Origin of the sequence: Desulfatiglans anilini DSM 4660 (genome assembly GCF_000422285.1) — a bacterium.
GTDB classification, from domain to species: domain Bacteria; phylum Desulfobacterota; class DSM-4660; order Desulfatiglandales; family Desulfatiglandaceae; genus Desulfatiglans; species Desulfatiglans anilini.
In genome coordinates this window covers 16,202-27,842 of record NZ_AULM01000041.1, presented here as the reverse complement: position 1 = coordinate 27,842, position 11,641 = coordinate 16,202, and the positions used below count along the sequence as shown (strand labels likewise).

General features: G+C 54.8%; 12 protein-coding genes. 5 read left to right on the top strand and 7 right to left on the bottom strand.

The features are described from left to right. Window positions 1–274, top strand: a 274-nt coding sequence (locus tag H567_RS29075) for a hypothetical protein (protein WP_028322525.1), incomplete at its 5' end; no start/stop codon positions are given. Window positions 275–293: 19 nt separating this feature from the next. Here the strand turns inward: H567_RS29075 and H567_RS0118455 are convergent. From H567_RS0118455 to H567_RS0118430, 6 genes are all read right to left on the bottom strand, one after another. After that, window positions 294–578, bottom strand: a complete 285-nt coding sequence (locus H567_RS0118455) for an ATP-binding cassette domain-containing protein (protein WP_028322524.1) — start codon at window positions 576–578, stop codon at window positions 294–296. After that, window positions 575–1,381 (bottom strand): ABC transporter permease, encoded by an 807-nt coding sequence (locus H567_RS0118450; protein ID WP_028322523.1) that lies wholly within the window; start codon window positions 1,379–1,381, stop codon window positions 575–577. The genes H567_RS0118455 and H567_RS0118450 overlap by 4 nt, the downstream gene beginning before the upstream one ends. Then, the gene (locus tag H567_RS0118445) at window positions 1,381–2,328 is read right to left on the bottom strand and encodes an ABC transporter substrate-binding protein (RefSeq protein ID WP_208598427.1); all 948 of its coding nucleotides are present in this window, start codon (window positions 2,326–2,328) and stop codon (window positions 1,381–1,383) included. The genes H567_RS0118450 and H567_RS0118445 overlap by 1 nt, the downstream gene beginning before the upstream one ends. Window positions 2,329–2,415: 87 nt before the next feature. Next, on the bottom strand, window positions 2,416–3,432 hold the full coding sequence (locus H567_RS0118440) for a biotin synthase BioB (RefSeq protein WP_028322521.1): 1,017 nt from the start codon (window positions 3,430–3,432) through the stop codon (window positions 2,416–2,418). A gap of 21 nt (window positions 3,433–3,453) precedes the next feature. Further along, on the bottom strand, window positions 3,454–4,122 hold the full coding sequence (locus tag H567_RS25970) for a TVP38/TMEM64 family protein (protein WP_208598426.1): 669 nt from the start codon (window positions 4,120–4,122) through the stop codon (window positions 3,454–3,456). Beyond that, window positions 4,119–5,585 (bottom strand): dihydrolipoyl dehydrogenase family protein, encoded by a 1,467-nt coding sequence (locus tag H567_RS0118430; protein WP_028322520.1) that lies wholly within the window; start codon window positions 5,583–5,585, stop codon window positions 4,119–4,121. Before H567_RS0118430 ends, H567_RS25970 begins: the two co-directional genes overlap by 4 nt. Window positions 5,586–6,542: 957 nt before the next feature. On the opposite strand from H567_RS0118430, the gene H567_RS27500 reads away from it, so the two are divergent. After that, the gene (locus H567_RS27500) at window positions 6,543–7,268 is read left to right on the top strand and encodes a PAS domain-containing protein (protein ID WP_161626654.1); all 726 of its coding nucleotides are present in this window, start codon (window positions 6,543–6,545) and stop codon (window positions 7,266–7,268) included. Further along, entirely contained in the window at window positions 7,256–8,182 is a 927-nt protein-coding gene (locus tag H567_RS0118420) for a PAS domain S-box protein (protein ID WP_028322518.1), read from the top strand. Before H567_RS27500 ends, H567_RS0118420 begins: the two co-directional genes overlap by 13 nt. Window positions 8,183–8,192: 10 nt before the next feature. Here the strand turns inward: H567_RS0118420 and H567_RS28700 are convergent, their stop codons facing one another. Continuing rightward, window positions 8,193–8,387, bottom strand: a complete 195-nt coding sequence (locus H567_RS28700) for a hypothetical protein (RefSeq protein WP_153306260.1) — start codon at window positions 8,385–8,387, stop codon at window positions 8,193–8,195. 83 nt (window positions 8,388–8,470) lie between these two features. Between H567_RS28700 and H567_RS0118415 the strand changes: the two genes are divergently transcribed. Next, window positions 8,471–8,902 (top strand): response regulator, encoded by a 432-nt coding sequence (locus H567_RS0118415; RefSeq protein ID WP_028322517.1) that lies wholly within the window; start codon window positions 8,471–8,473, stop codon window positions 8,900–8,902. 5 nt (window positions 8,903–8,907) lie between these two features. Continuing rightward, on the top strand, window positions 8,908–11,628 hold the full coding sequence (locus tag H567_RS27495; RefSeq protein ID WP_051185110.1) for a PAS domain S-box protein: 2,721 nt from the start codon (window positions 8,908–8,910) through the stop codon (window positions 11,626–11,628). Window positions 11,629–11,641: the final 13 nt, after the last annotated feature.

The following is an 11,641-nucleotide window of genomic DNA, read 5'->3' as shown; positions in this document are numbered from 1 at the left end:
GGTGTGCCTTTCTTCCCCTCCATCTCGCTCCAGATATCTGCGCGCTACCGAATCCGAAACCGACTTCGCCTACGTCCTCGCCCTCCTCAGACGCGGGTACTCCGAACACGCCATCCGCTCCCTCCTCATCGAGCAACGGACCTCCTGGGATCATCACCAGGGCGAACGGAGGAAAAATGCCTATATCAATACAACCATCGCCAAGGCCAAGACCATCATCCAAAACAAGTCTGTCCAAATTACCCCGAAAATCACCACCAATCGTCCAGGATAATCAGAAAAAAAACGTCAGATTATTGTGAAAGACGACACCCCTCCACCGGTTCTCCGTTCAACAGCACTCTTCCCGAACTCGGAGAGATGAATCCCGCCGCAATCTTCAGCAGGGTCGACTTGCCGCACCCGCTCCTGCCGAGAATCGCAATCAACTCCCCTCCTTCCGCCCGAAAGCTCACGTCCTCCAGGACCGGCAGGTACCCGCCGGCCGTGTGGAAGCCCTTCGAAAGGCCCTCGAACCTGAGGGTATCCTCCCTCGATGCCGCCCGGTTTCCGACTACCGCCTTCAGGCGCGTTTTCATGGCATCCTCCTTGCGCTCTTGAAGCACAGCCGCAACCCGCCCTGAAGCAGTTTATCCGTGATCCGCCCCATGACGGCAATCACGATGATACCGACGACGATCATATCGATGCGCCCGAGCATCCGGGCATCCATGATCACGGCCCCCAACCCGTCCGGGACCCCGGTCAACTCCCCCAAGACCAGATAAGCCCAGGAGATGCCCAATCCCAGGCGCAGCCCGGTCATGATGTGCGGCATGGCCCCCGGAAGAAGGATGGCGAAGGTGCCCCTCAGCCTCTTGACGCCCATCATGGCGCCTGCCTGGAGAAACAACGGGTTCACCTGCCTGGCCCCCGCAGCCGCGTTCAGAAAAACCGGGAAAAACGCGGCCAGAGCCACCAGGAACAGGGTGGCTTTCATCCCGATGCCGAACCAGACCAGGGCCAGTGGAAGCCAGGTGATGCCTGGGACGGCCCGGAACGCATTGACGGTCGTACCTGTGAGACGCTCGACGACCCACAGACGCCCGGAAAGGATCCCGAGGGGAAGACCGACAGCCACAGCGAGGGAAAAACCACAAAACACCCGCCACAGACTCGCTGCAGCATCGCGGACAAACCGCCCGGCATAAGGACCTCCTTCGGGCGTCCCAAGGAGGTATGCATAGCCGGCCTCGACGATATCGCGTGGGGGAGGCAACAGGTAGGCGGGCACCAGCCCCGTGGCACTCACCGCCCACCAAAAAAAACAGAAGAGCGCAGGGATCACCCACGGCAGATACCACCCGCTTCCCTTGACGGGCTTGCTGCCATAGGACCCCATTATTTCACCACCCTTTTCACGAATGACAGGTCGAAAAGCCGCTCGTAGTCAGGCTGCTTCCGAATGATCCCGAGGGCCTCCATCCGCTCACCCAAGCCTCTGGCCTTCCGAACGAAATCGGCGTCCATGTCCCATGCCAACTCGATGTTGGCCGCGGCCTCCTTCAGGACGGCCAGTTCCGTGCCGAACGATGACGCCTTACGAAGCCACACCTCGGGATGGGATTGCAGGTATTGTGTAGCCTTCGCGTGCGCCCTGACCAGTTCGAGAACCCGCTCCGGTTCGCCCTCGATGCTGTCCCGCCGAACCAGCATGCCGGCATTGATGGCCCCGATCGACTCATCATAGTAAGGATACGCGAGGATCTCACCGTATCCCTGCGCAACGGCAAGGCTCGGAAGCGGCTCGCCCGAAAGAAAGGCATCGAGGCCGCCCCCTGCCAGGGCCATGCCCATGTCGAAAAAATCCACCCGCGTCAACACGACGTCTTTCTCAGGGGAAAGACCGTTGCGGGTCAGGATTTCCCTGAGTAGAATTTCGTGCATGGTTCCAGGGACATAACCGATCCTTTTCCCCCTCAGATCCATTACCTCTTTGACCGCTCCTCCCCTTTTGACCACCAGGGCCGAGCCCTTGTTGCAGAGGGCCGCGACCATCACCACGGGTTGAGCCAGTGAAGCCGAGTGGATCGCATGCGCCAAGGTGGTGCCGCACATGTCGAGGCTGCCGGCCAGGAGGGCGGTCTTCTGGTCGGCCGGATTGGTGAAGGAATAGACCGTCACCTTCTGGTTTTCGGGAACAAACCGCTCATAGAAGAAGGGCTGTATGGTCTGGGGCGTCTTCCACGTGCCCACCCGGATGTCTTCCGCGCGTGCCCCGGAGAAGGCGAACAGGATCATCGCAGCGATTCCGAGGAGTATCCTAAAAACTCCGGTTGACCGAAGCATGATTTCCACCTCCTGCGAGCCGTTCGGATTTCCACCCTGCAATCATTTTCTGCCTAAACGTCCTCGAATCCTGCCAGATCGATTTACCTACCGCGCCGCGACAGTGCCAAAGCAGTTGGACGGCAGGTCCGGATCCCATCCCATCTCTCTCAGGATTTCGCTGCAAACAGCGACGCTTTTCCCCCGGCCCTCACCCGTATCCGCCGTCCCATCCCTGGGGCTCGCGCCCACCTCCGGGAAAAAGAGGTTGGCACCCGCCATCAACGATGCCGAATGCGGTTCGTGGGTGCAGTGGGCGCGCGGCACATCCCCCATCACCAACCGGCTGACCGCCACCATCCGGGCCATCTCCCGCTCCGTGATCATCCCGAACCGTGCCATGGGCGACCCCGGGAAATTGATGCGCCGCATGACCCCGCTGTACACCGCCCCGTACGTTCTTGCCAGAAACATCAGGTCGACGATCTCGTCCAGGGCGTGTTCCGGCCCCACCGGTTCGATGCAGTTCATCCACAGCAGCCCGACGTCCTTGAGGACCCGGATGGTCTGAATGCGCTTCTCTCTTTTGAAAGGGGTGTCCACCCCTTCCCCGAGCCGGACGGCGTGATAGGCTCCGACGAAGCCCGCCTCCAGCAGTTTCTCCCCTTCCCGATGGTGGATGTCGCGGGTGTTGGCCACGAGCGGGACCGAGACCTCCCTTTTGAGAAGCCTCCCGATCTCGAGAAGCCGCTCGAAGGAGAAGGTTCCCGTGGTCATCAGGTTGAGGGCGTCGGCAGACCGGGCCTCCCCCATTCTGGCCCATTCCAGGATGGCCTCTTCGGCGAAGTCCACATCCCCCTTGAAGATCCCGGCGCGCTCTGTCAGGGAACAGAAGGCGCAGTTGAAGGGACAAGGCGCCACATTGACCCCGATGTGGAGATGGTTCTCTCCCTTCTTTCCGAATTGCTCTCTGGAAAGCCGATTGGCGGTTTCCATGACCGCATAGATCTCTCTGGACTCGAGATCGAGCCTCAGCAGGAACCCGGCATCCTCCTCACTGATTCCCTCAAAGGCCCCGGCCCTTTCCAGGATCTCTCTCACCCTCGGCAAGATCCTCCAACCCATTTTTCGTCCACTCCTCCCAGATTAAAGCCCCGCCTCCCGGCGGATCTTCCGGATGATCTTCGGAATAAAGAATGAGAACACGAAGAGACCCACCGAGAAATACACCTTGAAGGAGAGGAGTTCCCCCCAGTTGCCCGAGGCCCAGACCTCCTTCACGGTTCCGATGAAAAACGTGAAGATGAAGGTCCCCACGATGATGCCGAGGCCCGTACCAGCCACATAGTCCCGGAAACGGACCTTGGTGAGCCCCATACCGAAATTCATGGGGGTGAAGGGAAAATAGACCAGTCGGAGATAGAGCACCGTGGCAAATCCGTTCTGCTCGATCGCGTCGTCATATTTCTTCAGCCGGTCTCCGATGAGCGAGGCGGCAAACTCCCTGCCCAGTGTCCGGCCGATGACAAAGGCTGCACTCGCACCCAGCATCGCGCCGATCCACACATAGAAAAACCCCCAGTAAGGACCGAAGACCGCCGCACCGAGGCCGGTGAGAAGGGTGCCGGGAACGAACAGGCACACCCCGACAGCGTAAACCGCCACATAGACGACGGGTGCCCACAGGCCGGCGCCGTCCAGGAACCGCCCGAGCGCATCGGCGGTGAGAAACCCCTTCACCGGCGTGAAGCGCACCACATAGATCGCCGCAGCGATGAACCCCGCGAACAAGAGCGCCTTGAAGAGCGGCCTCACGCCCCGTCCCCCGGCCCGCAGGCCCTGCCTTTCAGGTTGAAGAAAAACTTCAGTCCTTTCCTCACCTTGTCGGAGAAGATCTTGGGTGAAAGATAGGCGCCCGCGACCCGTTTGTTGATTTCCCCGAGGGTCGGGTAAGGATGGACAGCGGAGCCCAGGGTGGAAAGCTTTACCTTTCCGTTCAGCACGGCGACCCACTCGTTCAACAGCTCCCCTGCCCGAGGCCCCAGGATCTGAACCCCGATCGGCTTCTCATGCCTGTCCAACAGCATCTTGATCTTTCCGACCGCCTCCCCTTCGGCAAGGCTTCTGTCGTTGTCCTCGAAGACCTCCGTAAAGACATCGTACTCCAGACCGGCCTCTCCGGCCGCCTTTTCGTTCATGCCGATGCCGGCCAGTTCAGGGTCCGTGTAGGTGCACCAGGGCATGAACGTGTAGTCGGCCTTCCGGGGGAGATGAACAATCGCGTTGCTCACGATGATCCCCCCTTCGTAGCCTGCCGTGTGGGTGAACTGAAACGCCCCGGTGACATCCCCGGCCGCATAGATGTGCTTCCGGCTGGTTCGCATCCGCGCATCCGTCTGGATGCCTTTCCGGTCGAACGAGACGCCGATCCCTTCCAGGTTGAGGCCCTTGAGGTTCGGTTCGCGCCCCATAGCGACCAGGATCTGCTCCGCCTTCAGAGCCATGGCGGCGCCTTCCCTGGTTCTGATGCGCACTTCTCTTTCCTGCCCGAGATCCTTGACCCCGAGCACCGAGGCCTCGAGATGGAAGACGACGCCTTCAGCAGCCAGAACCTTCATGATCCCGTCGGCCATGTCCTTGTCTTCTTTGCTCAAGATCTGTCCGCTCCGCTGGACCACGGACACCTTCGTTCCAAGGCGGCTGAAGGCCTGGGCCATCTCCACGGCAATGGGCCCGGCGCCCAGCACGATCATGGATGCCGGGAGCCGAGCCAGGGAGAAGACCTCCCTGTTGGTGATGCAGGGCGTCTTTTCCAACCCCTCCACCGGGGGCCTTTGCGGCGAGGAGCCGCTGGCCACGACCCAGTTTTTGGCCGAGACGGTTCCGCCCTCCAATCGGACGCTATGCTCGTCGACGAAGGCGGGTTCGCCGAACACCACGCGGACCCCGAGACGGCAGAACCGCTCCTCCGAGTCGTGCTTCTGGATGGCCGCGATCACCGACCGGATCCTTTCCCGTACCTTCGCAAAGTCCACCGGTGGTAGGTCGAGCGCGGGAAGCCCGAATTCCTGCGCGTTTTTCATGGTGTGACAGGCCCGGGCGGTGCGTATCAGGGTCTTGCTCGGCACACAACCGACATGGAGACAGTCGCCCCCCAGCACGGTTTCCTTTTCGATCAGGAGGGCCCTGGCACCCAGCTGCGCCGCGCCCGACGCCACCGTCAGCCCCGCCGCCCCCCCGCCGATAATGCCGATGTCATAATCGTATATTGTCTTCATGGGGTCGGACCAAGATAAATGATTGCAACACTTACAGAAAACATGCAAAAAAGCCCCTTTCAACCGCTTATCAGCCCCTTTTCGAGCACAAAAAGCATTTTCTAAGGACAGAAGCGTTCAGGCCTGCCCGCAACCACCCCTCTCCCTTGCCTGTCATAACAAATTCGCCATATAAGCACAATGTGATAAGGCCGCATCCCCACCCGTGGAGATGTTCACCGTCCTATGGGATTTTCTCTGGAGCATCATAGCGATGCTTTCCCTTAGGCAGGCGTCGTGTGCAGGATTGGCCAATGACAATTGCCGCTTCCTGGTGGCTTAGAGCTATCCACCGCCAGGTTCCTGCCTCCTGCAGTTGAAGAGCCATCCCATCCCATCCCAGCGAAACCTGAAAAAAGCTCCATTGTCAAGGTACGCAGCCCGCGCTAAGATCGAATCGAGCCGGTAAGAACCGGATGGCACTTCCTTCTCGGATTGGCTTCAATGTCAAGGATCCATCAGCGTTGCCCAAAGACTGCCGAGAGTCCTTCTTTCACCTCTGTTGCCAAAACGGCAAAGGGTCGCTTCGTAATTAGAGTCATCGGAGTTCTTGAGCAGAGCCGGGATGCTTTCCCCCGAATTTGCTTGCCCGGCATCCTTGGTTCATGCGAATTTTTTCCTGCTATAATGGAACATAATCATGAGACTGTTGATGGAGGTTCTCTTCGACAAGAAAAGAGCCATCCCCCAACTTTCGCATACCATTCTTTCCACGTGCTCGGAGGCAGCGTGTTTCACATCGCCCCCGCAGAATGGCTTCCTTGCCGCTGGAGGATTTACAGTAGATCGTGAGCCTGCGATATTGACATCGGAACCATAATCTGGTAAGCAATTGAAATATCAGAGCATATATAAGCAGCAGTCCTTGATGTTTTCAAAGGCATGTCTCTTCTACTCAACGGGGATTCAGCGATGTCAATGAACCATACAGTCGCGGAATTACGCAATAAATTGAATCAATTAAAAGATGAAAACGAACGCTTGAGAAAAGAATACCGCTCTATCGTTGACAACAGCCTAGATGCGATCCTTCTGACGTCTCCAGATGGGCGTGTTCATTTTGCGAATAAGGCAGCCTGCAGTCTTTTCCAAATGACTGAGAAAGAGATAATCGAAGGTGGACGCATGGCTGTTGTAGACGAGAAAGACCCAAGATTAGCCCCAGCTTTGGCACAGAGACAACGTGTTGGAAGTTTTCGAGGCGAGGTTAACTTCAAAAGAAAAGATGGGACCATATTCCCTGGCGACGTTTCTTCCGTAATCTTTGAGGATAGCGAGGGACAGCCTTTCACCAGCATGATCATCAGGGATCTAACACAAATACGAAAAAAGGAAAGAAATTTAAAAGAATCTGAGCTTCTGCTACGCTCTGTATTCAATGCCCTGGATGAAGCGGTATTTGTAGTTACATTAGACAGAAAAATATTGAGCATGAACAAATCAGCCGAACTTATGTTTGGATACTCTTATGAAAAGATTGCAGGTCGCTCCACAGAAATTCTGCATGTTGATTTTGAACATTATAAAACATTTAGCAATTATGTCGCTGCAACACTTATAAATGGACAGACAGCCAATTTCGAGTTTGAGGTCAAGAGGAAAAACGGTGAAATTTTTCTTCCGATCACACTTTGTCTCTATTAAAGGACGAAAATGAAGCAAAAATCGGACTTATTAGTGTTGTGCGTGACATATCAAAACGGAAGTTATCGGAGATAGCTTTAGAGCAAAGTGAGAAACGTTATCGCAATGTTGTCGAATACCAAACAGATATTGTTTTCCGTTTTAAACCCGACGGTTCAATTACCTTTATGAATGAAACATTTAGAAAGCTTTTTCAAAAAAACTTTAAAGGAGAGCGTAAAAAAACGTGGTATTCTGTCCTGCATAAGAGTGATATACGAGATATTAAACATCAACTACAGGAGATATCGTTAAATAAGCCAACTGTTATTCTTGAAAGCCGCGTTTGGTCGGCTGATGGCGCCTTACGCTGGATGCAATTTGTCAACCGGGGATTCTTCGAAGAAAATGGACGACTCTATGAAATACAATCCGTCGGACGCGATATCACAGAACTGAAGAGAATGACTCAAGAACTTGAAATTAAAGAAAAAGATTTGGAGGCAAAACACGAACGGCTATCCGAGTTGAACGCAGCTCTCAAGGTTTTGCTCGACCAGCGTGAACAGGAAAAAAACAATTTCGAAGAACAGTTGTCAAAAAACATCAATGGATTAATCATTCCGTATTTAATTAAAATCAAAAAAACAGGACTTAACAATCTACAAACTGGATACATTGAAAATCTTGAATCGAACCTTCGTTTAATGACAAATCCTTATATACGTGGAATTTCATTTAATTTGATGCAGCTTAGTGCGACGGAAACAATGGTGGCTGAGCTTATTAAACAAGGCTATCGAATTAAAGAGATCGCTTTGCGATTGAATATTTCACCAAGAACCGTCGAGTTTCACAGAACCAACATCCGTAAAAAACTAGCCATCAAAGGCCGCAAAATCAACCTGAGAACTTACCTGACGAACGCCTCTTAATGCGAGGTGTTTACCTCGTATTATCCCCGCATTTTTCAAGCCTTGAATTCTGGCTGCCTTTCCTATTTAATATAGATGAGATGTATTTCATTTTAATTCCATCTTTTTCAAATTTTAAACCTGAAATCAGTTTTACATATATAAATTTTTGATTTGTGCGATCCGGAATTTTCAATCCGATCAAATGCCCATATCTATAGAACATTCACCCCAACCTTCTTCTGTACCGCCATCATTTCAGCAGCCGTCGTCCACCATTCAGACCTAAGCCAAGAGAAAGCAGGTGCAATGCCAGAAAAGATCAAGATCTTATTGGTTGAAGACAACCCCGCCGATGTTGAACTCACCGCCGAAAACCTTGCATCCAGCAAGATCCTTCATGACCTTTTCGTTGTAGGCGACGGCGTCAAGGCGATGGACTTTCTAAGGAGGCAGGGTGAGTACGCTGACGTTCCCCGCCCCCATCTTGTGCTCCTTGACCTGAATCTCCCCCGCAAAGACGGAAGGGAAGTGCTCGAAGAAATGAAGGCCGACCCCGTATTGAAACGCATCCCTGTAGTGGTATTGACGTCCTCAAAGGCCGAGGAGGACGTGATCAAGAGCTATGACCTTCAGGCCAGCGCCTATGTGGTCAAGCCCGTGGATCTCCAAGGTTTCGGCAGCATCGTGAAAGGGATCGACTGGTTCTGGTTTTCGGTCGTCAAATATTCCCCGGAGTAGATAATATGGTTTATGATCTAGAACAGCCGGTGAGGGTCCTCCTCGTGGAGGACAACCCGGCTGACAGGGACTTGGTCGCCGAATTCATGGAGACCGCTGACTTCCCCTCCGAAACGGATTGGGCTCCCACGCTCGATAAGGCCTTTGGGTTTCTTGCCTGGAAAGACTACGACGTGATGCTCCTGGATCTCGGTCTTCCTGACAGCCAAGGAATCGAAACAGCCAGGACGATGTTGGAGTTCCAGCCGGGCCTGCCCATTGTCGTGCTCACGGGCCAGAGTGACCATCAGATGGCCCGTGAGGCCATCAAAAATGGCGCGCAGGACTACATCCTGAAACAGGACCTGAGTCCAGAGATCATCAGCCGATCCATCCGATACGCCATCGACCGGCAATCCTTCGAAAATGAACTCGCGGCGGTGTATGAAAATGCCCCGGTGTTGATGCTGCTGGTGGACGAAAACCTCAGGATCAGACGCTTGAACAAAGCCGTCGCCGCCTTCGGCGGAAAGGCAGAAAAGGCGTTGAAGGGACTGTATCCGGGAATCGCTCTGAGGTGCCAGCACATACTGGATGATGCCATGATTTGCGGAGGGACCCCCTTCTGTGCCTCGTGCCATATTCGTCGTTTGGTTCTAGCTTCCTTCGAGACCGGGCAAGGCGCAAGGAACGTCGAGATTTCCCTCGATGTATCCGACAACGGTACGGGCCACAGAGTCCATCTTCTGGTTTCCACGAGCCAGATTCAGTTCAAGAATCGCATATTGGCACTCATCGTCCTCCAGGATATATCCGAGAGAAAACGCGCTGAAAAGAACCTGAAGGAAAGCGAAGAGCGATACCGATTGCTATTCGAGACCATCAACCAGGGGGTGGTATACCAGAACGCCGAGGGGCGCATCACCGAAGCCAATCCCCGGGCGGAGATGATCCTGGGGGTTACCCGGCATGAGATGCTCTCGAGGGCGCCCGAATCACCCGAATGGCGCGTGCTCCGGGAGGATGGGTCCATATTTCCGATCAGCGAACGCCCCGCGCAGGCAGCTCTTCAATCCGGCAAAAAGGTAAACGGGGTGGTGATGAGCGTCTTCAACCCGCAGAAGGCCGACTGGATATGGCTCAAAGTCGACGCAATCCCGGTCACGGCCCCGGCTGAATCGACTCCTTTCCAGGTCTATTCCGTATTTGAAGATATCACTGAGCAAAGAGCCGCACAGGAAGAGATCAAGCGCAAGACGGAGGAGATCAACCCCTTCTTTTCCTCGAGCCTGGATCTTCTTTGCATCAGGGACATGGATGGTTGCTTTCACCGTATGAATCCGGAATGGGAAAAGACCCTTGGCTACTCTCTGGAGGAGCTGGTCGGCATACGCTCCCTCGATCTGGTTCACCCCGACGACCTGGAGCGCACCCTGGAAACCTTCGAGGAACTCAAGCACCAGAAACCTATACGGAATTTTACCAACCGATACAGGAGAAAGGACGGCGCTTATCGTTTCATAGAGTGGCGTTCGGTTCCACACGGAAAATGGATATATTCCAATGCACGCGATATAACAGACCGAATGCAGCTGGAGGAGCAACTCCGCCAGTCGCAAAAACTGGAATCCGTGGGCAGACTCGCAGGCGGTGTGGCGCATGACTTCAACAACATTCTCTCCGTGATTGTCGGGTACGGAGACATGGTGCTGCATAACCTCGGACCGGAGCATCCCCAGTACAACCTGATTAAAGCGATCTATGAAGCCGGTGTCCGGGGAAGCGCGTTGACCCGGCAACTGCTGGCTTTCAGCAGAAAACAGCTCCTCGAAATGAAGGTGCTGGACGCCAACAGCGTCGTCACGGGTTTCGAAAAACTGATGCGGAGGGTTCTGGGCGAAGACATCACGTTGAATCTTGCACTGACTAAAGAGCCGACGCCGGTCAAAGCGGACGACTCCCAGTTGGAGCAGGTGCTCATGAACCTTGTAGTCAATGCGCGAGATGCCATGCGAAACGGCGGAAGCCTTCTCATTGAAACCGCTCTTGCGGAACTGAATCGGGCATATGCGGAACGAAAGCAAGGTGTCTTGCCGGGCGCCTACGTGATGATCGCCGTCAGTGACACGGGCACAGGGATGGATCAGGAAACCATGGCCCGGGTTTTTGAACCCTTTTTCACGACCAAGGACCAGGATGAAGGCACCGGACTAGGGTTGGCTACATCCTATGGCATTGTGAAACAGCACGGCGGCAACATCTGGATTTACAGCGAGGTAGGTCAAGGAACAACCGTCAAAGTTTACCTGCCTTTGTGCACCGAAGGGAAATCGCAGCTGGAAATCCCGGTTCGACCGGGCAATCTTCCCCGCGGTTCAGCTACGATCATGGTTGTTGAAGACGACCCGGCGGTGCGAAAGCTGGTGAATCAGGCACTGAAGTCCAAGGGTTACGAAGTGATGGCGCCAGGCGATGTACGACAGGCGATTCAACAGGCGGCAGAGTTTCCTGGACCGCTTCACCTGGTCGTCAGCGATGTGATCATGCCGGAAATGAAAGGTCCGGAGGTATACCTGCGGATCCAGGAACACCACCCGGAGGCGAAGATCCTGTACATCTCCGGCTACACACAAAAAGTGATCACCTTGCACGGGGTTCTAAAAGAAGGGATTCAGTTTCTGGAAAAACCGTTTACGGTTCAGGGGCTTCTGGAAAAAGTAGCCAGCGTTCTCGGGATGCGACCCTAAAGGTCCTTGAACT

Coding starts and splice junctions, on each gene's coding strand:
- H567_RS0118455 (WP_028322524.1), bottom strand. CDS start 578: ATGAAAACGCGCCTGAAGGCGGTAGTCGGAAACCGGGCGGCATCGAGG.
- H567_RS27500 (WP_161626654.1), top strand. CDS start 6,543: ATGAACCATACAGTCGCGGAATTACGCAATAAATTGAATCAATTAAAA.
- H567_RS28700 (WP_153306260.1), bottom strand. CDS start 8,387: ATGTTCTATAGATATGGGCATTTGATCGGATTGAAAATTCCGGATCGC.
- H567_RS0118440 (WP_028322521.1), bottom strand. CDS start 3,432: ATGGGTTGGAGGATCTTGCCGAGGGTGAGAGAGATCCTGGAAAGGGCC.
- H567_RS27495 (WP_051185110.1), top strand. CDS start 8,908: ATGGTTTATGATCTAGAACAGCCGGTGAGGGTCCTCCTCGTGGAGGAC.
- H567_RS0118415 (WP_028322517.1), top strand. CDS start 8,471: ATGCCAGAAAAGATCAAGATCTTATTGGTTGAAGACAACCCCGCCGAT.
- H567_RS0118450 (WP_028322523.1), bottom strand. CDS start 1,381: ATGGGGTCCTATGGCAGCAAGCCCGTCAAGGGAAGCGGGTGGTATCTG.
- H567_RS0118445 (WP_208598427.1), bottom strand. CDS start 2,328: ATGCTTCGGTCAACCGGAGTTTTTAGGATACTCCTCGGAATCGCTGCG.
- H567_RS0118430 (WP_028322520.1), bottom strand. CDS start 5,585: ATGAAGACAATATACGATTATGACATCGGCATTATCGGCGGGGGGGCG.